Here is a 26,468-nt window from a genome sequence, read left to right on the forward strand (position 1 = left end):
TCCCGCCTACATGCCAAATAAAGTAAGGAAGAGATGAGCGAACTGGAAGTAGATTGCCTCGGCCGCGTTATACAGCGGCGTAATCGTATACCGCTGCATCCCCGGGACGATCAGGATGATCAAGAAAATCAGCACCGACCACTGCTCGTATTGCTGCAGCTTGCCCAGCATGCGGCGCGGCACGACATCCTCCAAGATCCGATAGCCGTCAAGCGGCGGCAGCGGGATCAAATTGAATAAGAATAAGAAAAAGTTCATGATGGTAAACAAATTAAAGAAAATCAGAATCGCCTGGAATAACTTCTCGTTCGTAATGGCATCCAACACACCGAACCGGGCCAGGATCACGTAAACCAAGGTTCCGAGAACGCCCAGCAACAGGTTGCTGAGCGGCCCGGCCACCGATACGATCACGCCCATCTGGCGCGGTTTGCTGAAGTTGTCGCGGTTGACCGGCACCGGCCGGGCCCAGCCAAAGCCGGCGATCAGAAGCAGGATGATACCCAGCAAATCGAAATGCACCGCCGGATTCAGCGTGACGCGGCCCAGCAGCTTGGCCGTCGGGTCCCCGAATTTATTAGCGAAATAAGCGTGGGAAAATTCATGCACCGTAAAAGCGATCACCAGCGTGATCAAATAAAAAGGAAGCTGGTCCAGCGGGACCCGCAATATTTGGTTTAACCACTCCATAAACGGTTACCTCTTTCTCGCCACAAAAGCGACCCAATCTTCTTCCCGGGCCGTCCGTTCCAGTTCGAAACCCGCGGCAATCAGCGCTTCTTGTACGGCTTGTTCTTTGTTTTTATAAATGCCCGATGCGATATAATAACCGCCGGTCTGCAACGCCTGGTATACATCCTCGATAAACAGCAAAATGATCTCGGCCAAAATATTGGCGACCACCACCCGCACCGGCAGCTTAACCTGTACGCCGGCGCTGCCTTCGCCCTTAAGCACGGACAACAGATCGCTTTCCACTACCTGGATCCGATCCTCCAAACCGTTCAGCCGCGTGTTCTCCGTCGCGCTGGACACGGCTACCGGATCCAGATCGAGCGCCAGCACCTTGGAAGCGCCAAGCCGGCATGCGCCGATGGCCAGAATCCCCGACCCCGTGCCGACGTCGATGACTTCGTCCCCTTCGCGGATCATCGTCTCGAGCGTGCGCAAGCATAGGGACGTGGTCGGATGCGTGCCCGTACCAAACGCCATGCCGGGATCCAGTTCGATAATTTGCTCGCCCGGCGACTCAGGGGCATAGGTTTCCCACGTCGGTTTGATCGTCAGCTTCTCCGACACCCGCAGCGGTTTGAAGTACTGCTTCCAGTTGTTGGCCCAATCGTCCTCGCTTACGTCCCGAACGGTGATGCCCGCATCCCCCGGGTCGATGTCATAGCCCTTGAGTTCCTCGATCCGCGACCGGATTTCGGCCAGCACTTCGTCGATATTCAGTCCTTCCGGAAAATACCCGCTGATTTTGGCTTCCCCCTCGGGAATATCGTTGGGCGGAATTTCAAACCATTGTCCCAGCGAAGTATCGCGAGGCTTATCGTTATCGACGTGCTCTTCAATGGTTACCCCGCCTGCACCCGCTTCATGCAGGAAGTTGGAAACCATCTCCACCGCTTCTTCCGTCGTATGTATAGTTATTTCCTTCCAAATCATCGTATGATTTCCTCCTTGACATCCATGCATAAGATTTATTGTACTATAGAATACAGACCGTGACAAAACAAAACAGGGGACCCCGTTAAGGTTCCCCCGCTTGCCGCTGCCGTTACAACTTATATTGTCCCTGCTGGCGCGCATCCGCTCGTTCGCTGCGTTCCAGCGCTTCCCAATCCTCTTGATCGGCCAGATCCTCGGAAAACTCCACGTCGTTGTTATGTCCGATCGGCAAAGTTTTTCCGTTGGCCGAAATCCGCTTTGTTCGCCGATCCTCCTGGCTTTGACTCATCTCCATCTTCATCTCCTTTAACCGAAATCGCTTATTCTAAGCCGGGCTCCTCCATAAACGCTAAATCAAGCCGCCCGCTTCTTCAATGATCCGCAGCGCCTGATGATGAATCGATTCATCGACGACGGCGGTCAGCAAAATATCGCGGCCGGTCGGTCCGCCTTGTCCCCCGTGGCTTAGTCCGCTGGCCGCCGGATCCGCCGCCGCCAGAATGCCCGCCGAAGCGTTCGTGATCGCGGCATCCTGGGTGACTGCCGCCAGGCTGGATAGGTTTCCCGCAACCGGGTTCATCGGTTCATACCCCTCGCCGGCATAACGGCTGAAACGGTCGATCGACAGATCCTCCACTCGCAGCGCGCTTAACTTGCGGGCTGCCCCTTCGGCTTCTTCCGGGCTTTTGAAATAGGCCAAAATATTCTTTTCAGCCATTCTTCCTCCCTGCCTTTCGTTTCGGCTTTCAATGAAGCTGCACTCTTCGCAGCCACTATTCCGTAGGATGCAATCTTGGCCCCGGCTTTATGCAAATTTTGTCCAATCACCTATTGATTAAAATTTGAAACGTCGCACGACTATGTCCGTATTACTTGCTAGGGAACAGAACATACTTACATGCATAGGAGGGGTTCATGCACCATGTTAAAAAGAGTGATGCTGCTGATGATGGCTTTTACCGTGTTTTTCACCTTCACCGCTCCCGAATTTGCCGACGCGAGACGCGGCGGAGGGTTTAAATCCGGTCCTCGTACGTACAAGCCCGCCCCGAAAAAGCCAGCGCAAAGCGAATACCAGAATACGACCGGCAATCGAACCGGAACCCAGGCGGGGACCCCGACGACCAACCGGGGCTTTTTTAGCGGCGGCAGCTTTATGCGCGGGATGATGATCGGCGGATTTGCCGGCCTGCTGTTCGGCGGCTTGTTTGGCAACATGGGCTTCTTCGGCAATATTCTGGGGTTAGCCGTTAACCTGTTGGCCATCTATGTCATTATTATTGCGGTCATGGCCTTGTACCGCCGCTTCAAAAAGCAGCCGCGCCACGACGATTACCGCGACGGAGGCCGGTATTAAGCCATGATCCTCGGGATGGACGAAATCATCAACGCGATCTGCCTGCATACCGCCGAGCGGACGGGCGTTCGCCCCACCGATGTGACGGTGGAGCTTAGCTGGGATGAGGATACCGGATATACCGGCGAGGTTTGGGTCAACGGCCGCAGCCGCTATATCGTCGAATCGAACATCATGGAAGCGATCATGGTGTACGTTCACCGGGAATACGGGATGCGTGTATTCCGGGAGGATATCCGGCTGATCCTGGAGGAAGAAATCTTGGCGGAGATTCGGACGGACGGATAATCTCTATCCCTCCTGCCGCCGGAGTTATGTACGAAAAGTTATACAAAGTCACTCCCGTACCGCCTGAATTCAGGATTTTGGACGAAATATCGTCTAAAAGTGCCCGTAAAGCAAGGGATGCAGGGAATTTGTATGAAATACCGTTCAAACTTGCTTGGTCGATGGCATTAAAAAGCAGCTAAAAAAAAGCTGGGCGGAAAACTTTCACCTTTTCCATCCAGCTTTTTGTTGTTCGGGGACTTATTGTAGCCCCTTCCATTAGGGATCAATCTCCGCGAAACGCCCGTTTCATGCGGTCAAAAAACGATTGCTCATGCTCGTGCGTCTGCTCGCCGTCCAGCGAAGCAAATTGACGCAGCAGTTCTTTTTGCTCGTCGCTCAGCTTGCTTGGCGTCACGACGACCACTTTCACGTGTTGGTCTCCCTGGCCGATCCCGCGTAGGCGGGGAACCCCTTTGCCTTTCAAACGGAAGTAGGTCCCGGTTTGCGTTCCGGCCGGAATTTTCAGTTTGACCTTCTCCGTCAGCGTCGGGATCTCGATTTCATCGCCGAGCGCAGCCTGGGCGAATGTTAACGGAACTTCGCAGTAGATATCGTCGCCTTCGCGGTCGAAGAAATCATGCGATTTCACGCGAATTATGATGTACAGGTCGCCGGCAGGGCCGCCGCGCAATCCGCCTTCGCCTTCGCCGGTCATCCGCAGTTGCGCTCCATCGTCGACCCCTGCCGGAATGCGGACATGAATTTTGCGCTGCTTCTTCACTTTACCGCTCCCGGCGCAGGTGGTGCACTTCTCCTTAATGATCTGCCCTTTGCCGCCGCAGTTGCTGCACGCCCGCCGGTTAACCATTCGTCCGAACGGCGTGTTCTGTACGACTTCTTGCTGTCCGGTGCCGTGGCACACAGAGCAAGTGACCGGCTTCGTTCCCGGTTTGGCCCCGGTACCGAAGCAGGTATCGCAGTTCTCCGTGCGTGGAATCGTGATATCCGTTTCCTTGCCGAACACCGCTTCCTTGAATTCGATTGTCATCGTATATTGCAAATCGTTGCCGCGCTGCGGAGCGTTGGGATCACGCCGACCGCCGCCGCCACCGAAGAACATATCGAAGATATCCCCGAAGCCGCCGAAATCCCCGCCGGAGAAGCCGCCACCCATGCCCTGATTCGGATCGACATGGCCGTACTGGTCGTAACGCGACCGTTTCCCCGGATCGCTCAGGACGTCGTAGGCTTCCTTTACTTCTTTGAATTTCGCTTCCGCATCCTCCGCTTTATTGACGTCCGGGTGATATTGCCGGGCCAGCTTGCGGTAAGCTTTTTTGATATCTTCGTCGGATGCGTTTTTACTGAGGCCCAGCACCTCGTAGTAATCGCGTTTCTCTGCCATTCTTCCACCCCCGTCGGTCATCTTTTGTTCACGAAGCAAATCGAGAAGCCGATTCGACATCGAATCTTGAATTCAGCCGGGCCAAAGCGTATGCTTCCGAAGCATGTTTCCTGCAGAAACATTTTAGTTGCTCACGTACCCCAATGTACGCTCCGCTACTCAGTCCCAACTTCATCCAACCTTCTCGGTGCTCAAAACCTGACAAATAGTCATCTTTTGTTCACGAAGCAAACTTATCTGTCATCTTTTAATCACGGCAAAAGGAAAGTCAAAGCGCGGAAGCAGCCCGCACTTTGACCTTCCCGGTTGCCAAAAATCTATTCACCAGACTTTAGGCTGCTCTGTGAGCCATCTTAGCCTTGTTTCTTATCTTCGTCAACCACTTCATAGTCGGCATCCACGACATTATCGCGGGTTTGACCGCCGGCAGACTCGGCTGCGCCTTCAGCTCCCGCCGCCTGCGAAGCTTGTTCATACAACTTCATGGACAACTGCTGGACGATTTCGGTCAATTTTTCCGAAGCCGCTTTGATTTGCTCCAGATCGTCGCTTTCCAGCGCTTTCTTCAGCTCTTCTTTGGCGGTGTTCGCTTTGTCGGTTTCGGCCGCGTCGACTTTGTCGCCCAACTCCTTCAGCGTCTTGTCTACGCTGTAGATCAATTGGTCACCGTTGTTCTTCGCTTCAACCAGCTCTTTGCGTTTCTTGTCCTCTTCCGCGTGCAGCTCGGCGTCCTTCATCATCCGTTCCACTTCCTCGTCGCTCAAGCCGCTGGAGGACGTGATCGTGATTTTTTGACTCTTGCCGGTGCCTTTGTCCGTTGCGGACACGTTCACGATCCCGTTCGCGTCGATGTCGAAGGTGACTTCGATTTGCGGAACGCCGCGCGGCGCCAAAGGAATGTCGCCCAGCATAAAGCGTCCCAGTGTTTTGTTGCCGGCCGCCATCTCGCGTTCGCCTTGCAGAACATGAATCTCTACGCTTGGCTGATTGTCGGCATAGGTGGAGAAAATTTGCGATTTGCTGGTCGGAATCGTCGTATTCCGTTCAATCATCTTTGTAAATACGCCGCCGGCGGTTTCGATCCCCAGGGACAGCGGAGTCACGTCGAGCAATACGACGTCTTTGACGTCGCCCGTCAGGACGCCCGCTTGCACCGCTGCACCAAGCGCAACGACTTCGTCCGGGTTTACGCCTTTGTGCGGTTCTTTACCGGTCAGCTTCTTAATCGCTTCCTGTACGGCCGGAATCCGCGTGGAGCCGCCGACAAGAACGATACGGTCAATATCCGCCGGCGTCAAGCCAGCGTCGCTTAAGGCGCGGCGCGTCGGGCCGAGCGTACGCTCTACGAGATCCGCCGTTAATTCTTCGAACTTCGCACGGGTCAGGTTGACCTCAAGGTGCTGCGGCACGCCGTCGACTACGGTGATGAACGGCAGAGAGATCGTCGTGGTCAGCACGCCGGACAATTCCTTTTTCGCTTTCTCGGCGGCGTCCTTCAAACGCTGCACCGCCGCTTTATCCTTGCTCAGATCGATGCCTTGATCTTTCTTGAATTCAGCAACCAGGTAATCGATGATCTTCTGGTCGAAGTCATCGCCGCCGAGATGGTTGTCCCCACTGGTCGCCTTAACTTCGAAAAAGCCGTCGCCCAGCTCGAGGATCGAAACGTCGAACGTCCCGCCGCCGAGGTCATAGACGAGAATCGTTTGATCTTCGGCTTTTTCCAGACCGTAAGCCAGTGCGGCTGCCGTCGGCTCGTTGACGATCCGCAGCACATCCAGACCGGCGATCTTGCCGGCATCTTTGGTTGCCTGACGCTGACTGTCGTTAAAATAAGCCGGAACCGTAATAACCGCTTGAGTTACCGGTTGGCCCAAATAAGCTTCGGCATCGGCCTTCAGCTTCTGCAAAATGATCGCGGAAATTTCCTGCGGCGTATATTCTTTGCCGTCGATCGATTCTTTATGGTTCGTCCCCATATGCCGTTTGATCGAAATGATCGTCCGGTCCGGATTGGTGATCGCTTGACGTTTCGCCGTTTCCCCGACGATCCGTTCGCCGTCTTTCTTAAAGCCTACGACGGACGGAGTCGTACGCGCGCCTTCCGGGTTCGGAATGACGACCGCTTCGCCGCCCTCCATAACTGCTACGCAGGAGTTGGTTGTTCCTAAGTCAATACCGATTACTTTGCTCATTACGTTATGTCCTCCTTAATAGGTTAAATCATCTAAGATCACAAAGCCGGCCAGAGAGTTTAGCCGCTAACTTTGACCATTGCCGGGCGTAGCACTTTATCTTTCAAAAGATACCCCTTCTGCACGACTTCCACGACGATGCCTTCTTCGTGCTCATCGGACTCCACTTGCATAATCGCCTGGTGGAACTCGGGGTTAAACGGCTGCCCCTCCGCTTCCATCGGCGTCAGCCCTTCCGACTTGAGCACGCCTTCCAGTTGACGAAAAATCATTTCCACCCCTTTAGAGTAGGAAGCGGCATCGGTGCTCTCCCCAATCGAACTGAGTGCCCGTTCAAAGTTGTCGATGACCGGCAGCAGCTCGGTAATCAGCTTGGCGGAAGCGTATTTCCCCAGCTCTTCCTTCTCCTTAATCGTACGGCGCCGGAAATTATCGAAATCGGCCTGCGTTCGCAGCAGCCGCTGTTGATATTCCTCGCTTTCCGCACGCAGCTTCACCAGTTCGGCGGAAGCTCCGGCCTCGTCCCCGGCTTCAGCTGCAACCTCTTCTGCAGCACCCTGCGGCTCCTCAACAACTTCCTCCTGCCTCGCCTCCGGTTCCGGCGTTTGTTGCAGATCCTCTTGCACGTTATCGTTCATGGTCATTTCTTCCTCTACATTATGATTGATGTTGTCTTGAATCGGCTGTGACTCCTTCAAGATGCTCACCTCCTTAACATGCAGCTACACAAATGGAACATGCATGTTATTTCATCCGGGATAGGAATTTGCTCAAATCCTTCGATAAAATCTCCAAAATCCGGATGACCCGGGCGTACTCCATTCGCGTCGGTCCCAGAATGCCGATGGTTCCGACCGCTTCGCCTTCCAGTTGATAGGTCGCCGTGATGAGACTGCAGTTGGCAAACGCTTCGTGGCCGTTTTCGGTACCGATGCGCACCTGGATCCCGGAACCCGCCGCCGAGGAGATCATTCTCGTCAAGGTTGGCGTCTCTTCCAGCAAATCCAAAATGCTCTTCACCTTGTCGACGTCGCGGAACTCCGGCTGGGTCAGCATGTTCGTCGCCCCGCTGAGGAAGAGACGCTGCCCTTCCGAACCTGCATCAAGCGCTTGATCCAACACCTTCATCAGCTCTTCGAAATGTTCGATATGCCGCTGCATCTCCCGGCCGATCTCGTTATACAGAGCGGACTTCAGTTTGTAGATCGGCACGCCGGCGAGCTTGCGGTTCAACAGGTTGACCACCCGTTCCATTTCCGAAACGGACAAGTCTGCCGGAATGGACACCGTCTTGTTCTCCACTTGTCCCGTATTCGTCACGACGATGGCCACCGCCGTCGTCTCGTTCAGCGGCAATAGCTGAAAATGGCGCAAAGACGTATGAAAAACTTCCGGCCCCAGCAGGATGGAAGTATAGTTGGTCATTTGGGAAAGAATCGTCCCGGCATGTTGAATCACTTGTTCGGTAGCGTTCAGCTTCTCCGCGAAAAACGCTTTTAACATCGTCAGTTCATCGTTCGTCAGCAAATTCAGCGGTGTCAGGTGATCCACATAGTAGCGGTAGCCCTTATGGGAAGGAATACGTCCCGCCGACGTATGCGGCTGCTCCAAAAAACCGAGCTCCTCCAAATCGGCCATTTCATTGCGGATCGTCGCCGGACTGTATGCGACATCGCCCCGTTTGGATATACTTCGGGATCCCACCGGCTCCGCCGAACGAATATAGTCGTCCACAATAGCTGTTAAGATCATTCTTTGGCGTTCCGTCAACATGGCAATCCCTCCTTAAGTTAACTCGATTTTCCGATTCGTTAGCACTCAATGATGTAGAGTGCTAAACGCTAATACAAAAATACCAAACCGACCTGACGATTGTCAAGTCAGTCCAGTATCTTGAGAACGGCGATTTCGTCGCAGCAATGCTGCTTCGCGCAATTGACGCAGTCGGTCCACACTTTCTCCGGAAAGATCTCTTTACTGACGACCGCAAACCCGTTTTTGACGAAAAAGGAAACCTCATACGTCAGCGCCATCACTTTGGGGATCGCCTGTCTCCGCGCCTCTTCCACCAATTGCTCGACAAGCATGGAGCCAAGCCCTCTACCCTTGTGGCCTTCGGCGATCCCAAGCGAGCGGATCTCGACCAGTTCCTCCCCCAGCTTGCACAGCGATCCGCAGCCGGCGACCTCGCCATCCACTTCCGCAACCACGAAATCCTCGATCTGGCGCTCCAGCACCGCCCGCGAACGCGGCAGCATAATCCCTCGCCGAGCATACCCCTCAATCATATTATAAAGTGGCTCGACGTCCGCTAAGTTTGCCTTTCTGCATACGGCAACCGCTGGCATGCTGATTTCCCCCTCAATCACAAATAATATGAATAAATATACATTATACGGTATAAAACTTCAAGAACAATGTTTCACCGCCATGTCACCCCCAAAGTATATTCAGCGGAACGCAAAAAAGCAGCTTTGCCACTTCGTAAAAGAAGCGCAAGCTGCTTGATTGAACTGCTGCTATACGGTTAAAACGCCGATAAACTCGGCAAACACCTCGTTACCGAACAACACGCCTTGCCTGCTTAACCGATAGCCCTCTCCGTCGTCATGGGCTTCCAGCAGGCCGGCGTCCAGCATCTTGCCTAGCGGCCGGGCAAACACGGCGTCCAGTTCTACGCCGAATTGTCCCCGGAAATCCGCCTTGCGGATGCCATCCAGCATCCGAAGTCCAACCATGACGAAGTCCTCCATCGCCTCTTCCCGGGATACGCCAAACTGCTCAAGACGCGGAAGTCCCGCCTTCGCCGCCTCTACGTAAGGATTCACGCCCTTAATGTTCATGTGACGTTTCCGGTCAACATAACCGTGGGCACCGGCGCCTAGACCGTAATAATCCTCGTTCTTCCAATAGGTGATGTTATGCCGGCTGGCAAAGACGGGTCTCGCGAAATTGCTGATTTCGTATTGTTTGTACCCGGCCTGCTCCATCCGTTCCATCAGCAGCAGATACATGTTCAGCTCCTCCTCTTCGCTGGGGAGCGGAAGCTGATTTTTATGATACAGCGTATGGAACAACGTGTTCTCTTCGACCTTCAGACTGTAAATCGAATAATGCGGCAACCCGAGTTCCAGTGCCCTCGATACGCTGTAATCGAGCATGTCGACCGTCTGGTTCGGCAGTCCGAACATTAAGTCGATCGACAAATTGTCGAGACCGACGGCCCGCGCATTTTCCAAGCTGCGATAAACGTCATCGGTATTGTGGATCCGGCCAATGCCGCTGAGCAGCTCATTCTGGAACGCTTGCACGCCGAAGCTGACCCGATTCACGCCGCCGTCTTTCATGACGTTCAGTTTGTCCCGATCCGTCGTTCCCGGATTGGCTTCCATCGTAAATTCGATATCGCTCGCCCAATCGGGAAAATGGCGCCGCACCGAAGCCAGGAAAAATTCCATTTCCTGCGGATTCAGCACGGTAGGCGTTCCGCCGCCGACGAAGATGCTGCGGATTTCGCCCGGAGGCGTCTGCCGCACCGTCAGTTCCATCTCCCGGTCCAAGGCGCGCAAATAATCCATGACCGGCTGATCTTTTAATACATAGGAGTTGAAATCGCAGTAAAAGCACTTGTTCGTGCAAAACGGGATATGAATATAAACGGCATGCGGTGCGCCGGTTGATTCGGATTGCGCCATGCCGCTGCCCGCCGTCGGCTCCTGGATCGGCACTCCCCGCCCCGATGCGTTTGTAATGTGGTCCATGGTCATGCCCTCCTTCAGGTTTCTCTTCCATAATAGTAGAAAGGAAAGCCAGACGGCTTTCCTTCGTCAATGTGCGTGCTTCCTATTTGTCGTCGATCTTCAGCACCGCCATAAACGCTTCCTGCGGCACCTCGACATTGCCGACCTGCTTCATCCGCTTCTTGCCTTCCTTCTGTTTCTCCAGCAGCTTGCGCTTCCGCGAGATGTCGCCGCCGTAACACTTGGCAAGAACGTTCTTACGCATCGCCTTGACGGTTTCGCGGGCGATGACCTTCTGCCCGATCGAGGCCTGAATCGGCACTTCGAACATTTGACGCGGAATCAGCTCGCGCAGCTTCTCGCAAATGATCCGGCCGCGGTGGTAGGCGCGGTCGCGGTGCACGATGAAGGACAAGGCGTCAACCTGCTCGCCGTTCAGCAGGATGTCCATCTTCACCAGATTGGACTGGCGGTAGCCGGACAACTCGTAATCGAACGAAGCATACCCTTTCGTGCTCGATTTCAACTGATCAAAGAAGTCGTACACGATTTCCGATAACGGCACCTGGTAAGTGATCGTTACGCGCGTCGTGTCAAGGTATTCCATATTCACGAACTCGCCGCGTTTGCTTTGGCACAGCTCCATGACGGTTCCGACATAATCGTTCGGCACGATGATCGAAGCCTTGACGTAAGGCTCTTCAACGTGGTCGATTTTGCCGACTTCCGGATAGTTCGACGGGTTGTCGATGGAAATCGTCTCGCCGTTCGTCAGCGTCACTTTGTAGATAACGCTCGGCGCCGTCGTAATGAGCGGGATGTTGAACTCCCGTTCGATCCGCTCCTGGATGACGTCCATGTGCAAAAGTCCCAGGAAGCCGCAGCGGAAGCCGAAGCCCAGCGCGCTTGAAGTCTCCGGTTCGAAGCTCAACGAAGCGTCGTTCAACTGCAGCTTCTCCAGCGCTTCGCGCAGGTCGTTGTAGTCCGACGTCTCAATCGGATACAAGCCGCAGTAAACCATCGGGTTGATCCTGCGGTAACCCGGCAGCGGCTCGGGGGTCGGATGCTTCGCGTCCGTCACGGTATCCCCGACGCGGGTATCGCCAACCGTCTTAATGCCGGCCACGATAAAGCCGACATCGCCGACGTTCAGCTCGTCCACGATCGTCATGCGCGGTTTGAAGGCACCGACTTCAATGACCTCGAACGTTTTGTCCGTCGCCATCATTTTGATTTTCGAGCCGGCTTTAATCTGCCCGTCAATGACGCGTACGTAAACGATAACGCCTTTGTAGGGATCGTAGTGCGAATCGAAAATCAACGCTTTCAACGGTTGCTCCGGTTCGCCCGTCGGGGCGGGCACCTTCTGAACGACCTGCTCCAGAATCTCCTTGATCCCGATCCCGGCTTTGGCGGAGGCGTGCACCGCTTCGCTGGCATCGAGGCCGATGACATCCTCGATCTCCTGCTTCACCCGATCGGGATCCGCGCTCGGCAAGTCGATTTTGTTGATGACCGGCAAAATCTCCAGGTTGTTGTCGAGCGCCAGATAGACGTTGGCCAGCGTTTGCGCCTCGATCCCCTGAGCTGCGTCCACCACCAGCAGAGCACCTTCGCAAGCGGCCAAGCTGCGGGAGACTTCGTAGGTGAAATCGACGTGTCCCGGCGTATCGATAAGATTCAGCAAATACTCTTCGCCATCGTCGGCGCGATAGGTCAAACGAACGGCCTGGAGCTTGATCGTGATCCCGCGCTCGCGTTCCAGGTCCATCTGGTCGAGGACCTGCTCCTGCATTTCCCGGGAGGTCAGCGCCCCGGTATACTCCAGAATCCGGTCGGCCAAGGTCGATTTGCCATGGTCTATATGTGCAATAATACAGAAATTGCGAATTTTCGCTTGTCTAGCCTTGATATCTGTCATCCTTACCCCCACCACAAATCATCGAAGTAATACAATCAATTTATTATATCAGTTGAAAGGGCAAGCAGCAATCACGGCGAGTTTTTTGCCGCGTACAGCTTCGGCATCTCCAGAACGCATCCGCCCTAATAAAGCATAGGCGCCGCGCTAACAAATTCGAAAACTTAAAGCTTGAATCCTCCGCTTATTAGTTATATATTTATGTCATCTTATAGTTTTGTTATCTTAATTATTATAACAAATGATAACAAACTCAAAAACTGACAGTCGATAAGGAGGTTTTTTCGTGGATAGCCATGATTGGAAATCACAGCTGCGGCAGGAGCTGCAGGACAACATTCTGTCGTTTTGGATGGAAAATACGGTCGACTCGCAGCATGGCGGCTTTGTCGGGTACATCGATCCGCAGCTTGGCAAGCATCCCGAAGCCGATAAAGGACTGGTGCTGAACGCCCGTATCCTTTGGACGTTCGCTTCCGCCTACCGCCTTTTTCCCGACCCGAACTATCTGGAGATGGCCGAGCGGGCTTACGGTTACTTGAAAGCGTATTTTGCGGATCCAAAATTCGGCGGCTTCTATTGGATGGTCGATGTTCAGGGACGTCCGGTCCAGGACAAAAAGCAGGTTTACGGGCAGGCGTTCGTCATCTACGCTTTGGCCGAATATTACCGCGCGACCTCCTGCTCCGAGGCGTTGGAGCGGGCGATCGACCTTTACCGGCTGCTGGAGCGGCACAGTTACGATCCGGTCCATAAAGGCTATATCGAAGCCCTGTCCCGAGATTGGAAACCGACCGAAGACCTCAGTCTCAGCAATAAGGATCTCAACGAGAAGAAATCGATGAACACGCATCTGCACGTGCTGGAGGCTTACACCAATCTGTACCGGGTTTGGAAATCCCCCGAGCTGCGCGACAGCTTGTCCGAGCTGATCGAGGTGATGCTGGAGCATATCATCGATCCGATAACCGCCCACTTCCTGTTATTTTTCGATGACACCTGGCAGGCCAAGGGACAGCATGTCTCCTATGGCCATGATATCGAGGGAAGCTGGCTGCTCATCGAGGCGGCCGAAGTGCTGGGTGAGCCCACGCTGCTGCAGCGCGTGAAGGAAACCGCGGTGGCGATGGCGGAGGCTGTATATATGGAAGGCATAGACCGGGACGGCGGCATATGGAACGAAGCCGGTCCGAACGGCCTGGCCGATGACAACAAGGACTGGTGGCCGCAGGCGGAAGCGATGGTCGGCTTCTACAACGCTTATCAGGCGACCGGCGATCGGAAGTATCGGGCGGCTGCGGCAAATTCCTGGAGCTTTATCCGGACGTATCTGGTGGACCGAAAGAACGGCGAATGGTTCTGGGGCGTAGACCGGGGCGGCGTCCCGCTGCCGGACGAGCCGAAGGTCGGCCCGTGGAAATGCCCTTATCACAACAGCCGCGCGTGCCTGGAAATGCTGGAACGTCTGGAACGCGAGCGGTAGCCCTTATCCAAACGATCGATCGGAGGAAAGTACCATGAGCTTATTCGAGGAAAGAAAACGGCAGATTACCGAGCGCTACGAGCAATTGATCGTGCGCCGCAACGAGAAGGTTCCTTATGGCAACGGGGTATACGACCGCTACCGCTATCCGGTACTGACGGCGGAGCATGCGCCGCCCGTTTGGAAATACGATTTCAACCCGGCTACGAATCCGTATTTCTCCGAGCGCCTCGGCGTCAACGGCGTATTTAATCCGGGAGCCATCGAGCTGAACGGAAAAATCCATCTCATCGCCCGCGTCGAGGGTGTAGACCGTAAATCGTTCTTCGCCGTAGCCGAGAGCGAGAACGGCATTGACGCCTTCCGTTTCTGGGATAAGCCGGTAGTCTTGCCGGAAACCCACGATCCGGACGTCAACGTCTACGACATGCGGGTCGTACGGCACGAAGACGGCTGGATTTACGGCCTGTTCTGCACGGAGCGCAAAGATCCCGATGCCCCGCGGGGGGATCTGTCGAGCGCCGTAGCCCAATGCGGCATCGCCCGCACCAAGGACCTGGTCACTTGGGAACGGCTGGCCGACCTGAAGACGAAATCCCCGCAGCAGCGCAACGTTGTGCTGCACCCCGAGTTCGTTAACGGGAAATACGCGTTCTATACCCGTCCGCAGGACGGCTTCATCGATGCCGGCTCCGGAGGCGGCATCGGCTGGGGGTTGTCCGATTCGATCGAGCAGGCGGTCATCGACGAGGAAATCATCGTTGACGACCGCAAGTACCACACGATCAAAGAGGTCAAGAACGGCCAAGGTCCGGCGCCGATCAAAACGGACAAAGGCTGGCTGCACATCGCCCATGGCGTGCGGGGAACGGCGGCCGGGCTCCGCTATGTGCTGTACGCCTTCCTCTCCGATCTGCAGGAGCCGCAGCGCGTTACGCACCGGCCGAGCGGCCATCTGATCGCACCGGAAGGCGAGGAACGCGTCGGCGACGTGTCCAACGTTGTGTTCTGCAACGGCGTTATCGCCCGCGATAACGGCGATGTCTTCATCTATTACGCCTCCTCCGACACGCGTATCCATGTCGCCACAACGACGGTAGACCGTCTGCTCGACTACGTGCTGAACACGCCGGAGGATCCGCTGCGCTCCTACGCCTGTGTGCAGCAGCGAATCGACTTGATCGAGCGAAATGCGCAATTTCTGAAAGGATCCCTATAGAAACACGTAGAAAACGAGCCGCCAGGAGTGAATCTCTTGGCAGCTCGTTTTTTGGGGGTTATTCCTCAGCCTTCCGGTGCGGCTCGGCGGTGGAATCCCGGTATACGGTCTCGACGGAAATCATGATTTTCTCCTGCGGGGTGTCTGGATGGGCAATTCGTTCCAGCAGCTTCCTCACCGCACGTTGGCCAAGGTCCTCCTTCGGTACGTTGATGGTGGTGATCGCCGGGGAGTGCCGGGCCGCATCCTCGATATTGTCAAACCCGCTGACGGCAAGGTCGCCGGGCACGTTGAGGCCAATTTCCCGAAGGACGGAGCAGGCATGGATGGCAATGGAGTCGTTCGCGCATACCAACGCGGTCGGAAGCGTTCCTGACGCTTTCCGCCGCTCCAACCACCCGTGTAGCCGGTTCTCGTAAGCCCCGGTATCGATGCCTTCCAACTGCAAAATCGGATCATTCTGGGATTGCGGGGTCAAGCCGTTCTCCTCCAAGGCGCTGCGGAAGCCGATCCAGCGGTCCCGGAAACTGCGGGAGAACGCCGAGTTGCCCAAGAAGTGCAGTTCCCGGTGCCCCAGGCCAAGCAAATGGTTGGTCAGGCGGGCCATGCCATCCACGTTGTTCGCAAACACCGTATCGCTGGGAATCAGCGGGTCCTCATGATCAACAAGCACCATCGGCAACCCGATCCGGTGCACCTCCAGCAGAAGCGAGGTGGCGATTTGCCCCACCCCGATCATCCCCAGAATGCCGCCGGGATTCAGGATATTCACGAAATTGTCGCTGCGGGGTTCCGAAACGATGATCATCCCGAGCTCCTGCGCCTCCAGTTCCCGAGAAATGCCTTCAAGCAATCGGCCCCAATACAACGATTCCTTGTTTTGAAACCGGATATTGGGCATCAGCACCAGCACCGACTGCTTGCCGGCCGATGACGGCAGCGCAGTGCCCGGGGGAATGACGTTTTTGACGTATCCGTTCTTCTGGTTAAAATAACCGAGCCGGGAAGCGGCTTGAATGACCCGCTCTCGGGTCTGCTCGTTGACCCCGCCCTTGCCGGACAAAGCTTTGGATACGACGAATTTCGAGACGCCTAAATGGTCGGCGATTTGCTGCATCGTGATTTTCTTCAAGGGTTGTAACCTCCGGAATAACGTATAACGAACGGATTCATAACAATATAACAGTAGTATAACAAATCCGCTATTCGTTATAAATCGTTATTTCATTCGCCGGGGCCAAACAGGGAGGCTACCCAATGGATGCTTTTTTGCGACGCCTGCTGGAGCAATTGGGCCGCTTTGTCGGCAAACCGGTCGATGGCCGGAGGCGACGGGGGCGGCATCAGCAAATCGGCCGGCGTTTGCATCGCCCGGCCGCCTGCAGCCGGGGCTGTAGTACCCTCAGTCGACGCGCTTGGGGTGGTCGCTCCGGATTGGGCGGGGCCGTAGCCGGGAGCCGAGGCGTAACCGCCCGGCGTTTCTTGCGGCGCAGGGTAGACCTGTCCGGTCGTCGTCCAGACCGGGGGGGAGCCTCCCTGCCAGCCGGTGCTATATTGCTGCGGCGAATACGGATATGCCGCGGAGGGTTCGCCCATGCCCACGGGCATCCCTCCGGTTTGAAAAGCGGGGCCGTATTCCGACGTTGTTCCGCTTTCGGCGAGCTGCATCCCCAGCGTCACCCCCGCGGCCAGCAAAAGGCCGTATACCAATGTTTTGCGCAGCGTTTTTGCCATATCCATCCCCCGTCGCTTCGTTAATTCGAATCAAGACTTCTTGCTCGTTTCCCCGGACTTCGGCGAGCCATTGTTTGCTCCCTTGCTCGAATTGCTCGCCTTTCCGTTCGCGATGCCGTTCGTACCGGTCTTCGTCAGCTTGCCCGCCTTCTCCGCATCCTGGCTTTCCCAATATAGATCGGCCAGAATTCCAGCCAACAGCTTGGCGGTGCGCACCAGTTCTTCCTCGCTGTTGTCAATGCCGCCGATTTCGATCAGGACGCTGTTCGGCGACAGCGATTGGTTGTATTCCCCGTTGCCTTGAGAGGACGTCTTCCCCCAGATCCCTCTGGAAATCCCGGGATAGGCTTGTTCCAGACGATCATGGATGGAGCTGGCGAATCTCTCATTCTCGCGCCAATTCTCGTTGCCATGCCCGATAATGAAGTACACCTGAGCGTAATTCAAGCCGTCGATGGTCGTCGTCGTTTTGTCGTGGCGCTGCGAATCGCGGTGGATATCGATAAAATATTGCAGCTTGCCGTTTTCGGCCATCGCCTGCTTTACCGTCTCTCGTGAATATTTATATGAATAGTTGTAGCTGTAATTGCTTACCTTAGCCGCATAATTTTCGTACGAATGCAGGGCGGCGACACCTTTACGCTCCAACTCTTTCGCCAGCGCTTCACCGACCAGGCCGACGTTTTTCATGCCTTCCGCCGAGCTCGGGTTATCGCTATTTGTGCCCAACACCGGATTAAACGATTCTTGCGGATGCGAATGATAGATCATGACGATGTTTTTGTTGCCCGGTTTGATCGAAGGTTCCTCCTGGTTCCCGGACGAGCCGTCCGTCTTCCCGGGCTCCCCCGCCGGCGGCTGCACTCCGCCCGGATCGGCACCGCCCGCTCCCGGGTCCGCGTTCCCGCCATCTTCGACATCCGGCTCCGGGTGATCCGGCGCGCTGCCGTCCGCCCCTGCGCCCGGCCGGTAGTCCTCGGGCGCCTGCTGCGCACCGTTGCCGGAGCCGGTGCGCAGCAGGATCGGGCTGTCGGCGCCGAGACCCGGAACTTCGCGCGCTACCAAGCTTTTCGGATCGGACGGATTGACGTCCGTCAACAGTTGAAAGACGAAATTCGTTACCTGCCGGCCGGAGATCGCCGGCATTTGCTTCTCGCTGGCGGCATGCGGCAGCTCCATCCCGACCATGTCCATGAAAAATCCGCTCGACAGCGAAGCCGCCAGCCCTTTCATCGAAGAGACCGGGGAGGTGTTCAGGTTCTTCTCGGCGATGCCCAGCACCCCCAACATAACGAAAAAGATCACCGACATGACCGATAGCAGCAGGAACGTGCGTCCCAGCGCCAAAACATGGAGCAAATTCCGTCTTAATTTTCCTAGATTCCAAGCCTTGAATTTCATATGCGTGTCCTCCTCCAGCCGCTTTCAAACTATATTCCAAATCTATGAACCTAGTTCAAAGGCTAGAACCTCGAATTCTCACAAAAAAAAGAAATCCGCTAGAGTTGCGGATTTCCTAGAGATCCGGGAGAAGGAACCGGATGCGGCGTTACGGCGTTAATGCGTGTAAGACGCCACGTTATCCGGCGTAACCGCCTCGTGCAGCGAGATGTTCAGGCCGCTGGCGATCACGTTGGCCACATCTTCGATAAATTCGTCGATTTCTTTCGGGGTCACGATCAGATCATGACCCAGCGGCTCGAGCACCTCTTTGACGAGACCCAGCCTCTCACTTTCGCTGAGGTCGTTCAGCATGCCCATGATCTGCTGGGTGGGCGCATTCCCGTCGTCGCTTTCCTGATTGAAATGACTCTTCATCAAATCGAACACATTGTTGACGATCGTCGACGCGTAACATACCGTTGGCACACCAATGGCGATGCAGGGCACGCCCAAAATTTCCTCGGTCAGTCCCCGGCGCTTGTTGCCGATACCGGAGCCCGGATGGATGCCGATGTCGGCGATCTGGATCGTCGTATTGACCCGCTCCAGTGAACGCGAGGCGAGCGCATCGATGGCGATGATCAAATCCGGCTTGGTCCGGTCGACGATCCCCTGTACCACCTCGCTCGATTCGATGCCGGTAATCCCCAGTACCCCGGGAGCGACGGCGCTGACCTCGCGGTATCCCGGAGCCACCTGGTCCGGCGTCAGTTCGAAGTAATGGCGGGTCACCATCACGTTCTCCACTACCAGCGGTCCAAGCGCGTCCGGCGTGACGTTCCAGTTGCCCAGGCCGACGATCAATGTTTTGGCCCCCGGTCCGACGCCGATTTTATTTAAAAATGCGGTAAACTCCTTGGCAAACGCGGCGGCGACTTTTTCCTGCAGCTCGGTATCCTGATTCCGAAGACCCGGAACCTCCAGCGTTACGTAATGCCCCTGGATTCTTCCGATTTGCCGCGAGGCCGCCTCGTTGGTCACGTCCAACCGGGTGATCTTGATCCCGTCCGCTTCTTCGACCTGCTCATTCAGTCCGGGAACCGGCCCGCCATGGGCCGTCTCCGCCATTTCCTTCGATTCAACGGCCAAGTCGGTGCGTACGGAATACTCCCGCAAATCCAAATTCATGCCATATGACCTCCATTTCCTCTGATTGCCTTTATTGTGCGGGAGAGGGAAAGCGTTTATGCATGCCTTCCCCCGGGCCGCAAAACTTGCGCAAAATCGAGAGATTCAGTATCATGAATTTATTGCTTTTTGCTATCTTGCGTGATAAAATATTTTAAGTTGTGAATCATCTGGGTTGAACTATGCTTTACAGGAGGTGAATGCAATGCCTAACATTAAATCCGCAATCAAACGCGTGAAGACGAACGACAAACGCCGCGCGTTGAACGCTTCGCAAAAATCCGCCCTGCGTACGGCCGTGAAAACCGCCGACACCGCTCTGGCAAACAACGAAGTTGAAGCGGCTAAAGCTGCTTTCGTGGCTGCAACCAAAAAATTGGACAAAGCCGTTACCAAAGGTTTGATCCACAAAAATGCAGCTGCCCGTAAGAAATCCCGCTTGGCTAAAAAATTGAACGCTCTTCAGGCTCAGGCCTAAGACGAATTCATAACCAGCATCAAAGAACCTGACCCTTCTTTATGAAAGGCCAGGTTTTTTTGCGCTTTTTATATAGTTGCACTTATAGAGGTTGCACTTATCGTAAAGGGGCTTGTCTGATTCGAGATGAAGAAAAACTGGTTTTTCCGTCTGCTGCTGTCTTATGCGCCCATTTTGCTTTTCCTGGTGTTGGTACTGATCGTTTTCTTCTACATCAAATGGAATGCGGAAACCAAAGTTCGCATACAGAATACGAACAATCAGGCATTTCCCAGGCGGATGCGCGTCTCGTTTCGATTTTTCTGAATAACTGGACCTTGCCGACCTTAGCCGTTATTTTGTTCAGTATTCTTGTCTTAACCTATGTAACCCACCGCAACTACAAGCCGATCGAACAAATTATGATGCAAATTGATCGATATGCGCTGAAACGCAGCCTCCAGATCGGCAAGAGCAGCAGCCACAATGAGTTTCATTTCATTTCCGCCGCGCTCGATAATTTAATGGAGAGATCAAACGAATACGAAGCCAGATATCGAGACGATTTGCTAATCCGCAAACGCTACTGGTTTTATGAGTTGTTGGACGGCCATTTCTCTCTATCCGTCGCCGAATGGGCCCGGGAAGCGGAAGAAATGGGGCTTCCCGAAACGTTTCGCTCCACAATCGTTGTTGTGACGGTTCTGGATAACCGCGAGCAATTTGATTCCGTGTACAGTAAACGCGATCAGACGCTGCTGAAATTTGTCGTTCAAGGCGTATGGAACGAAATATGCGGCAACCACGGCACGAAGGTATGGTCGGAATGGAAGGAAGACGACCAGCTGTGTTCCATTCTCTATATCGGAGAACGCCGGGAACCGAAGCTGGTGCTGCAAATCGCCAATGAACTGAAGGATTGGGTAGAGAACAACCTGAAATTTACGGTTTCGCTCTATCTCGGCACAACGGCTGAAGACAGCGAGGACATTCCCCGCTCCTATCGGGCCGCTTTGCAGGCCGGACAGTATCGAACGCTATATGGCTACAACAAAGTGTACCCGGCTTCGGAGTGGAAGTTGGCCGCCAAAGGGGATCTGCACGCTTACCTGACGGCAGTCAAGCTGCTCGTCAAATCGCTGCGCGCTTCCGATCCCGACTGGTTCGAGCGGTTCAGCGGCGTTTTTCTGGACATGAGGCGGGACGAATTGCCGCCCGAACAGCGGGCCGAGGTCGTTGGCTATGTCTTTTATTTGCTGGAGAAAGAGATGGATGAAATGCCGGAGACGCTTCTGGCAGGCTGGATGGAAGCCTTCCGCCGTTATCCGGCCGCCGCGATTTTGGACAAGGAGCTAAATGATGATCTGGAACGCAGCCTGCTTCTCCTGCTGCAAGCCCTAGCCGATGCGGTGCGCGAATGGCGGGATGCCGAACCGAAAATGACGCCCGTGGAACAGATCTTGGATTACTTGAACCGCAATTATGCCAATCCCGATATTTCCCTCGACCATCTCGGCGATATTTTCGGGATGTCGCCGCGTACGGTCAGCAAGCTGTTCAAGGCGGGAACGGGGATCCGCTTTGTGGATTATGTCATGGAACTGCGGATGAAGCGGGCGGAATCGTTGCTGCTGGACACCGAGCTGCCTGTCCAGACCATTGGCGAGCAAGTTGGTTATCCCCAGGTCATTTCGTTCATCCGCACCTTCAAACGGGTGACGGGCGTGACGCCGGGCGAATACCGCAAGCAGTCGGACCGGCCTTGACGAAGTGGTATAACGGAGAAAAATGTTTATTGCGTGCAGCATGAACAGCAGAACAAGCGCGGGCGCTTCTTGTTCGCCTTACAGCCGCTCCCCATACGGGGACGGCTGTTTGCGTCTTTCAACACCAAAATGCTTATCGGGGGAAAAATGAAAATTGAACGCTCGCCGTCGATGAACTATAGTGGGGTTGTGCTCGGAGTCATCCTGCAGGAATCCGCACAGCATTTTATCCATCAGGCATATTGCACGGTTGAAGGAGGCGGTCCCATGAAGCGGACCTGGAGGCGGAATGTTCCCCTCTATCTGATGTTTCTCCCCGTCCTTTTATTTTTTGTCCTTTTTAAGTACGTACCGATGGGCGGGGCGATGATTGCGTTTAAAAAATACAATTTGATGGACGGTATCCTCCACAGTCCATGGGTTGGTTTGGATAACTTTCGTCTGCTGTTCAGCACGCCGACGACACTGCAAATGATCCGCAACACGCTCATGCTGAGCTTGCTGTCCATTATAGCAGGGTTCCCGTTTCCGATTATGCTGGCTATTTTGCTCAATGAGGCCCGCCGCATGTGGTTCAAACGGCTGGTGCAAACGTTGGTTTATTTGCCGCATTTTTTTTCATGGATCATTGTAAGCGGAATCATTGTAACGGTGTTTTCCCAGCAAAACGGCCTGGTCAGCGGGATATGGGAAAGCTTAACCGGCCACTCGTATCCGTTCCTGTATCGCGAGGGGTCGTGGCTTTCGATTTTCGTCGGGTCGGGCATCTGGAAAGAAGCCGGATTCAGCGCCATCATTTATTTGGCGGCCTTGACCAACATCGATCCCACGCTGTATGAAGCGGCAGGTATCGACGGTGCCTCCAGGTGGAAACAAATTCGCCACGTGACGCTGCCGGGCCTTCAAGTAACGATCGTGCTGATGCTGATCCTGTCGTTGGGCCGCGTCATGGAAGTCGGCTTTGACCAGGTGTACATGCTGCAAAATTCATCCGTTTCGGACATTTCCGAAGTCATCAGCACCTATATTTACAAAATCGGGTTGATGGGCTCGCAGTTCAGCCTGACAGCCGCAATCGGGTTGTTCGAATCGCTGGTCGGCTTCGTGCTGGTGATGGGCGCCAATGCGGCCGCAAGGAGGTTCGGCAATGGATTATGGTAAGCGAAAGGAACGGTCAAAATGAAAAAATCGCTCGGAGAACGATGGTATATGGCGGGAGTGTACGCCGTATTGTTCGCCGCGGGACTGATGTGCCTATTGCCGCTTGTGCATATCGCTTCCCTTTCCTTAAGCTCGCTGCGCGCCGTGTCGGCAGGAGAAGTTACGTTGTACCCGGTGGAGTTTTCCTTTTCGGCTTACCGGCAGCTTTTTGAAGGAACGGCGATTATTCCCGCTTTCCGCAACAGCGTCGTCATTACGGTCGTCGGCGTCGCGCTCAGCATGACATTTACGGTTCTGGCGGCATATCCGCTGACGCGCAGCTATTTTTGGGGACGCAGGGCGTTTACGCTCGGCATTGTCTTCACGATGCTGTTCAACGGCGGATTAATCCCGACTTACTTGACGATCCGAAATCTGGGGCTGATTGATACGTACGGAGCCCTGTGGTTTCCTGGACTGATCAGCGTTTTTAATCTGCTGGTGCTACGCACCTTTATGGAGAATATTCCCGAAGAAATCGACGACGCCTCGCGAATCGACGGCTGTGGCGAATGGCGGTATCTGCTGCGGATCGCGCTGCCGCTCTCGACGCCCGTTCTTGCAACGCTAGCCTTGTTTTATGGAGTCGGCTATTGGAATTCTTTCTTCAGCGTTCTGATGTACATTCATTCGCCGGATAAGTACAATATCGCCGTTCTCGTGCAACAGATGATTCAAAGCCAAATGATGTTGGCCCAGATGAATTCGGCGCAGTCATCGGAGCCGTTAATCTTGTCGCCGGAAATGGTGAATGCGGCCGCCATTATGATCATGGTGCTGCCGATGATGGTAATTTACCCTTTTTTGCAAAGACATTTTGTCCAAGGCGTCATGATCGGCGCCGTCAAAGGATAGTCCATGATAGGGGGCGTATACGATGAAAATGGCAAAACGAAAAATCCCGGCGCTATGGGCCGGACTGCTGGCTTGCACGATGTTGGCAGCCTGCGCCGCGAATGACAAGACGGCGGGCGGCAATACCGCAGCGGATGGACAAAAGCCGAGTCTTACCGTTTCCATCTATGACCGCGGCAACGTGCCGCAACAAATGGGAACGATCGACAATAACCGTTGGACGAAGTGGTTAAACGAAAACGGGCCGGTCAATGCCCAGTACGTGCCCATTCCGCGCGGCGAATCGGTGCAGAAGCTGAATCTCCTATTTGCTTCGGGAGACGCTCCGGATGTCGTATTTGAATTCGACACCAACTTCCGGAACCAGCTTTATCAGCAAAAACAGATCCTTGCCGTGGACGACTTGATCGAACAGCACAGCACGAGCTACAAGCAATTGTTGGAGAAATATCCCGAGATGAAGAAGGCGGCCGTAAAGCCTGACGGAAAAATGTACGAATTCGGGCGGGTCGGCCAATTGGCGGGCTTTCAGGCGCTGTTTGTCCGCAGCGACTGGTTGAACAAGCTGGGGCTTGCCGTTCCGGAAACGACAGAAGAACTGCTGGAGGTCGCCATCGCGTTTACTAAACAAGACCCCGACGGCAACGGAGTTGACGACACGTTCGGCATCGCTTTGAGCGGTGAAACCGGCGGCGCGATCAATACGATGTTCCGCAACGTCGGCTGGGTGCTGGAGGGCGGCCGGGTAGTGCGCGGCTGGGAACAGGAGAACGCCGCCAACGCGTTCAAGAAGCAATTGTATGACGCCGGCGTGGTCGACAAGGATTTTCTGGCCGACAAAAACGGGCAGAAGGCCCAGCAGGATTGGAACAGCGGCAAGCTGGGCATATTCGTCGGGCGCACGATCGACCTGGTCGATGTTGCCCAATATTACGAACAGCTAAAAAATAACGTGCCGGAGGCCGAGGTTATCGCCATCAAGCTTCCGCGTTCCCAATTCGGCCGTTTTGCCATTGGCGTCAACAATCCGGTGCAGATGACTACGGTTATCAACGCGAATACCAAAAATCCGCAAGCCGCCATGCAGTATATCGATTTCATGGCCTCGCGTTCCACAAGCGAAACGCTGAGATACGGTCTGGAGGGAACCGATTCCGTTAAGGGAGAAAACGGTTGTCTCCGTCCGATTAACGCCGAGGACTTCAACAAGGAGGTGTCTTGGAACATCGATATGCAGCTCCTGCTCTCCCGGATCGAACTCGAACCCTGCGGGGGCATTCAGAGTCAATTGGACCCGGCCAAGCCTTTGGAAAAAGAGTTTTTGGAGCTGGTGAAGCAAAATAATGAAGCTAATTTAGGTGCGGACGTGGAATATGCGCCGCTCACGCATAGCGAGCATATGCCCGCGCTGTCCGATGAGTTAAGCGTGATCAACACCAACGTTTCCAAAATCGCCGACATCTACAACAAAGCGATCATTTCCGGTTCAGCCTATACGACCGAACAGGCATACCAAGATGCGCTCGACCTGTGGACGAAATCCGGCGGCGACAAGCTGGAGGCTTTTTACGCCGACTGGTATGAAGCCAACGCGGACACGGCGTTCCTGGCCAAAGATATGTGGGCATTCGCCGCCAAATAGATGCAGAATAGCAGGAGCAAATCGGAGGAGGGAAAATATGAAATACACCGATACGGACAGAGGTCGGATCATGGCGAAAGACCCGGCCGTCGTCAAGCTTAATGACATGTATTATCTGTACTACTCGATGGCGCCGTACAAGACCGGCCCGGCGCCATCCGGCTGGGGCATCGGCATCGCGCGCAGCGGCGATCTGCACGATTGGCGAAAAATCGGCGAAATTCCGGCAGAACAAAGCTGTGAGCAGAACGGCATATGCGCACCGGGCGCCATTGTGCTTGAAGGCAAGGTGCACCTGTTCTATCAAACCTATGGCAACGGCCCGAAGGATGCGATCTGCCACGCCGTTTCCGAAGACGGAATCCATTTCAGCAAAAACGCCTCCAACCCGGTGTTTTCGCCTACCGGCGAATGGAACAACGGCAGGGCGATCGATGCCGAGGTTATCGTATGGCAAGGTAGGCTGCTGCTTTACTTCGCCACCCGCGATCCCCGCGGCGAAATTCAAATGCAGGGCGTGGCGGCAGCGGAGCTGGATTCCGGCTTCGGCCGGGGATCGTGGACGCAGCTATGCTCGGAACCTATCCTGAAGCCCGAGCTTCCATGGGAACAGGACTGCATCGAGGCTGCGGCTGTGTGTGAACATGACGGTAAGCTCTATATGTTTTATGGGGGCGCCTACAACAACGCCCCCCAGCAGATTGGCTGCGCCGTTAGTGAGGACGGCTTGCGATGGAGCAGGGTGTTTGACGAGCCGTTTATGCCCAATGGAGCGCCGGGCAGTTGGAACGCCTGCGAATCCGGCCATCCCTTTCTGTTTACGGACGATGACGGACGCATGTATTTATTTTTCCAGGGAAACAACGACATGGGCCGTTCCTGGTATTTGTCCATGACGGAAATCGGCTGGCGCGGCGGAGTACCGTATATCATCGGCCCGGAGGCCGGCGGCAGCAAATCACGGCTTTAAAAACCTGCTATGAAT

General features: G+C 54.9%; 25 protein-coding genes. 10 read left to right on the forward strand and 15 right to left on the reverse strand.

The window, feature by feature from the left end; all coding sequences use genetic code 11:
* Nucleotides 1-6: 6 nt before the first annotated feature.
* The 4 genes from ACZF99_RS16950 to ACZF99_RS16965 all read right to left on the reverse strand — a co-directional run bounded on the left by ACZF99_RS16950 (nucleotide 7) and on the right by ACZF99_RS16965 (nucleotide 2,386).
* The gene (locus ACZF99_RS16950) at nucleotides 7-690 is read right to left on the reverse strand and encodes a site-2 protease family protein (RefSeq protein WP_483606243.1); all 684 of its coding nucleotides are present in this window, start codon (nucleotides 688-690) and stop codon (nucleotides 7-9) included.
* Nucleotides 691-696: 6 nt separating this feature from the next.
* On the reverse strand, nucleotides 697-1,665 hold the full coding sequence (gene prmA / locus ACZF99_RS16955; protein ID WP_483606244.1) for a 50S ribosomal protein L11 methyltransferase: 969 nt from the start codon (nucleotides 1,663-1,665) through the stop codon (nucleotides 697-699).
* A 112-nt stretch (nucleotides 1,666-1,777) separates the two neighbouring features.
* A complete protein-coding gene (locus ACZF99_RS16960; RefSeq protein WP_483606245.1) occupies nucleotides 1,778-1,957 on the reverse strand; it encodes a YfhD family protein in 180 nt (59 codons plus the stop codon).
* A gap of 60 nt (nucleotides 1,958-2,017) precedes the next feature.
* A complete protein-coding gene (locus ACZF99_RS16965; RefSeq protein WP_483606246.1) occupies nucleotides 2,018-2,386 on the reverse strand; it encodes a hypothetical protein in 369 nt (122 codons plus the stop codon).
* A 204-nt stretch (nucleotides 2,387-2,590) separates the two neighbouring features.
* Between ACZF99_RS16965 and ACZF99_RS16970 the strand changes: the two genes are divergently transcribed.
* Nucleotides 2,591-3,025: a hypothetical protein gene (locus ACZF99_RS16970; protein WP_483606247.1), complete on the forward strand. Its 435-nt coding sequence runs from the start codon at nucleotides 2,591-2,593 to the stop codon at nucleotides 3,023-3,025.
* 3 nt (nucleotides 3,026-3,028) lie between these two features.
* The gene (locus ACZF99_RS16975; protein WP_483606248.1) at nucleotides 3,029-3,313 is read left to right on the forward strand and encodes a YxcD family protein; all 285 of its coding nucleotides are present in this window, start codon (nucleotides 3,029-3,031) and stop codon (nucleotides 3,311-3,313) included.
* Nucleotides 3,314-3,578: 265 nt separating this feature from the next.
* Here the strand turns inward: ACZF99_RS16975 and dnaJ are convergent, their stop codons facing one another.
* The 7 genes from dnaJ to lepA form a co-directional block, all read right to left on the reverse strand.
* The gene (gene dnaJ / locus ACZF99_RS16980; protein WP_483612801.1) at nucleotides 3,579-4,700 is read right to left on the reverse strand and encodes a molecular chaperone DnaJ; all 1,122 of its coding nucleotides are present in this window, start codon (nucleotides 4,698-4,700) and stop codon (nucleotides 3,579-3,581) included.
* 353 nt (nucleotides 4,701-5,053) lie between these two features.
* Nucleotides 5,054-6,895 carry a molecular chaperone DnaK gene (gene dnaK, locus ACZF99_RS16985; RefSeq protein ID WP_483606249.1) on the reverse strand — a complete coding sequence of 614 codons (1,842 nt, stop codon included), beginning with the start codon at nucleotides 6,893-6,895 and terminating at the stop codon, nucleotides 5,054-5,056.
* A 59-nt stretch (nucleotides 6,896-6,954) separates the two neighbouring features.
* Complete coding sequence (gene grpE, locus ACZF99_RS16990; protein ID WP_483612803.1) at nucleotides 6,955-7,539, reverse strand: nucleotide exchange factor GrpE; 585 nt, start codon at nucleotides 7,537-7,539, stop codon at nucleotides 6,955-6,957.
* A gap of 100 nt (nucleotides 7,540-7,639) precedes the next feature.
* Nucleotides 7,640-8,668 carry a heat-inducible transcriptional repressor HrcA gene (hrcA, locus tag ACZF99_RS16995; protein ID WP_483606250.1) on the reverse strand — a complete coding sequence of 343 codons (1,029 nt, stop codon included), beginning with the start codon at nucleotides 8,666-8,668 and terminating at the stop codon, nucleotides 7,640-7,642.
* A gap of 107 nt (nucleotides 8,669-8,775) precedes the next feature.
* On the reverse strand, nucleotides 8,776-9,243 hold the full coding sequence (locus tag ACZF99_RS17000; protein WP_483606251.1) for an N-acetyltransferase: 468 nt from the start codon (nucleotides 9,241-9,243) through the stop codon (nucleotides 8,776-8,778).
* Between the two features lie 171 nt (nucleotides 9,244-9,414).
* Nucleotides 9,415-10,590 carry a radical SAM family heme chaperone HemW gene (gene hemW, locus ACZF99_RS17005; protein ID WP_483612805.1) on the reverse strand — a complete coding sequence of 392 codons (1,176 nt, stop codon included), beginning with the start codon at nucleotides 10,588-10,590 and terminating at the stop codon, nucleotides 9,415-9,417.
* Nucleotides 10,591-10,738: 148 nt separating this feature from the next.
* The gene (gene lepA / locus ACZF99_RS17010) at nucleotides 10,739-12,556 is read right to left on the reverse strand and encodes a translation elongation factor 4 (RefSeq protein WP_483606252.1); all 1,818 of its coding nucleotides are present in this window, start codon (nucleotides 12,554-12,556) and stop codon (nucleotides 10,739-10,741) included.
* 286 nt (nucleotides 12,557-12,842) lie between these two features.
* On the opposite strand from lepA, the gene ACZF99_RS17015 reads away from it, so the two are divergent.
* Nucleotides 12,843-14,039, forward strand: coding sequence for an AGE family epimerase/isomerase (locus ACZF99_RS17015; protein WP_483606253.1), 1,197 nt, complete (start codon nucleotides 12,843-12,845; stop codon nucleotides 14,037-14,039).
* Nucleotides 14,040-14,073: 34 nt separating this feature from the next.
* Nucleotides 14,074-15,258 (forward strand): glycoside hydrolase family 130 protein, encoded by a 1,185-nt coding sequence (locus tag ACZF99_RS17020; RefSeq protein WP_483606254.1) that lies wholly within the window; start codon nucleotides 14,074-14,076, stop codon nucleotides 15,256-15,258.
* A gap of 58 nt (nucleotides 15,259-15,316) precedes the next feature.
* Here the strand turns inward: ACZF99_RS17020 and ACZF99_RS17025 are convergent, their stop codons facing one another.
* From ACZF99_RS17025 to gpr, 4 genes are all read right to left on the reverse strand, one after another.
* Entirely contained in the window at nucleotides 15,317-16,390 is a 1,074-nt protein-coding gene (locus ACZF99_RS17025; RefSeq protein ID WP_483606255.1) for a LacI family DNA-binding transcriptional regulator, read from the reverse strand.
* Between the two features lie 92 nt (nucleotides 16,391-16,482).
* On the reverse strand, nucleotides 16,483-16,992 hold the full coding sequence (locus ACZF99_RS17030; protein ID WP_483606256.1) for a hypothetical protein: 510 nt from the start codon (nucleotides 16,990-16,992) through the stop codon (nucleotides 16,483-16,485).
* Nucleotides 16,993-17,022: 30 nt separating this feature from the next.
* Nucleotides 17,023-18,393: a stage II sporulation protein P gene (locus ACZF99_RS17035; RefSeq protein WP_483606257.1), complete on the reverse strand. Its 1,371-nt coding sequence runs from the start codon at nucleotides 18,391-18,393 to the stop codon at nucleotides 17,023-17,025.
* Nucleotides 18,394-18,549: 156 nt separating this feature from the next.
* Nucleotides 18,550-19,563 carry a GPR endopeptidase gene (gpr, locus tag ACZF99_RS17040; protein ID WP_483606258.1) on the reverse strand — a complete coding sequence of 338 codons (1,014 nt, stop codon included), beginning with the start codon at nucleotides 19,561-19,563 and terminating at the stop codon, nucleotides 18,550-18,552.
* Nucleotides 19,564-19,768: 205 nt separating this feature from the next.
* On the opposite strand from gpr, the gene rpsT reads away from it, so the two are divergent.
* The 6 genes from rpsT (at nucleotide 19,769) to ACZF99_RS17070 (ending at nucleotide 26,453) form a co-directional block, all read left to right on the forward strand.
* A complete protein-coding gene (rpsT, locus tag ACZF99_RS17045; protein WP_483606259.1) occupies nucleotides 19,769-20,041 on the forward strand; it encodes a 30S ribosomal protein S20 in 273 nt (90 codons plus the stop codon).
* A gap of 218 nt (nucleotides 20,042-20,259) precedes the next feature.
* A complete protein-coding gene (locus tag ACZF99_RS17050; protein WP_483606260.1) occupies nucleotides 20,260-21,786 on the forward strand; it encodes a helix-turn-helix domain-containing protein in 1,527 nt (508 codons plus the stop codon).
* 267 nt (nucleotides 21,787-22,053) lie between these two features.
* Nucleotides 22,054-22,947, forward strand: coding sequence for an ABC transporter permease (locus ACZF99_RS17055; RefSeq protein ID WP_483606261.1), 894 nt, complete (start codon nucleotides 22,054-22,056; stop codon nucleotides 22,945-22,947).
* An 18-nt stretch (nucleotides 22,948-22,965) separates the two neighbouring features.
* Nucleotides 22,966-23,841 (forward strand): carbohydrate ABC transporter permease, encoded by an 876-nt coding sequence (locus ACZF99_RS17060; RefSeq protein ID WP_483606262.1) that lies wholly within the window; start codon nucleotides 22,966-22,968, stop codon nucleotides 23,839-23,841.
* A 22-nt stretch (nucleotides 23,842-23,863) separates the two neighbouring features.
* Nucleotides 23,864-25,483 (forward strand): extracellular solute-binding protein, encoded by a 1,620-nt coding sequence (locus ACZF99_RS17065; RefSeq protein ID WP_483606263.1) that lies wholly within the window; start codon nucleotides 23,864-23,866, stop codon nucleotides 25,481-25,483.
* 37 nt (nucleotides 25,484-25,520) lie between these two features.
* The gene (locus tag ACZF99_RS17070; RefSeq protein ID WP_483606264.1) at nucleotides 25,521-26,453 is read left to right on the forward strand and encodes a family 43 glycosylhydrolase; all 933 of its coding nucleotides are present in this window, start codon (nucleotides 25,521-25,523) and stop codon (nucleotides 26,451-26,453) included.
* Nucleotides 26,454-26,468 lie beyond the last annotated feature (15 nt).

The organism is Paenibacillus sp. JL3B1040 (assembly GCF_057063165.1).

Coding starts and splice junctions, on each gene's coding strand:
- ACZF99_RS17060 (WP_483606262.1), top strand. CDS start 22,966: ATGAAAAAATCGCTCGGAGAACGATGGTATATGGCGGGAGTGTACGCC.
- ACZF99_RS17050 (WP_483606260.1), top strand. CDS start 20,260: ATGGAATGCGGAAACCAAAGTTCGCATACAGAATACGAACAATCAGGC.
- lepA (WP_483606252.1), bottom strand. CDS start 12,556: ATGACAGATATCAAGGCTAGACAAGCGAAAATTCGCAATTTCTGTATT.
- ACZF99_RS16965 (WP_483606246.1), bottom strand. CDS start 2,386: ATGGCTGAAAAGAATATTTTGGCCTATTTCAAAAGCCCGGAAGAAGCC.
- grpE (WP_483612803.1), bottom strand. CDS start 7,539: ATGACCATGAACGATAACGTGCAAGAGGATCTGCAACAAACGCCGGAA.
- ACZF99_RS17035 (WP_483606257.1), bottom strand. CDS start 18,393: ATGAAATTCAAGGCTTGGAATCTAGGAAAATTAAGACGGAATTTGCTC.
- ACZF99_RS17030 (WP_483606256.1), bottom strand. CDS start 16,992: ATGGCAAAAACGCTGCGCAAAACATTGGTATACGGCCTTTTGCTGGCC.
- ACZF99_RS17065 (WP_483606263.1), top strand. CDS start 23,864: ATGAAAATGGCAAAACGAAAAATCCCGGCGCTATGGGCCGGACTGCTG.
- prmA (WP_483606244.1), bottom strand. CDS start 1,665: ATGATTTGGAAGGAAATAACTATACATACGACGGAAGAAGCGGTGGAG.
- ACZF99_RS16950 (WP_483606243.1), bottom strand. CDS start 690: ATGGAGTGGTTAAACCAAATATTGCGGGTCCCGCTGGACCAGCTTCCT.
- ACZF99_RS17000 (WP_483606251.1), bottom strand. CDS start 9,243: ATGCCAGCGGTTGCCGTATGCAGAAAGGCAAACTTAGCGGACGTCGAG.
- dnaK (WP_483606249.1), bottom strand. CDS start 6,895: ATGAGCAAAGTAATCGGTATTGACTTAGGAACAACCAACTCCTGCGTA.
- gpr (WP_483606258.1), bottom strand. CDS start 19,563: ATGAATTTGGATTTGCGGGAGTATTCCGTACGCACCGACTTGGCCGTT.
- dnaJ (WP_483612801.1), bottom strand. CDS start 4,700: ATGGCAGAGAAACGCGATTACTACGAGGTGCTGGGCCTCAGTAAAAAC.
- rpsT (WP_483606259.1), top strand. CDS start 19,769: ATGCCTAACATTAAATCCGCAATCAAACGCGTGAAGACGAACGACAAA.
- hemW (WP_483612805.1), bottom strand. CDS start 10,590: ATGGCGCAATCCGAATCAACCGGCGCACCGCATGCCGTTTATATTCAT.
- ACZF99_RS17070 (WP_483606264.1), top strand. CDS start 25,521: ATGAAATACACCGATACGGACAGAGGTCGGATCATGGCGAAAGACCCG.
- ACZF99_RS16970 (WP_483606247.1), top strand. CDS start 2,591: ATGTTAAAAAGAGTGATGCTGCTGATGATGGCTTTTACCGTGTTTTTC.
- ACZF99_RS16960 (WP_483606245.1), bottom strand. CDS start 1,957: ATGAGTCAAAGCCAGGAGGATCGGCGAACAAAGCGGATTTCGGCCAAC.
- ACZF99_RS17055 (WP_483606261.1), top strand. CDS start 22,054: ATGAAGCGGACCTGGAGGCGGAATGTTCCCCTCTATCTGATGTTTCTC.
- hrcA (WP_483606250.1), bottom strand. CDS start 8,668: ATGTTGACGGAACGCCAAAGAATGATCTTAACAGCTATTGTGGACGAC.
- ACZF99_RS16975 (WP_483606248.1), top strand. CDS start 3,029: ATGATCCTCGGGATGGACGAAATCATCAACGCGATCTGCCTGCATACC.
- ACZF99_RS17020 (WP_483606254.1), top strand. CDS start 14,074: ATGAGCTTATTCGAGGAAAGAAAACGGCAGATTACCGAGCGCTACGAG.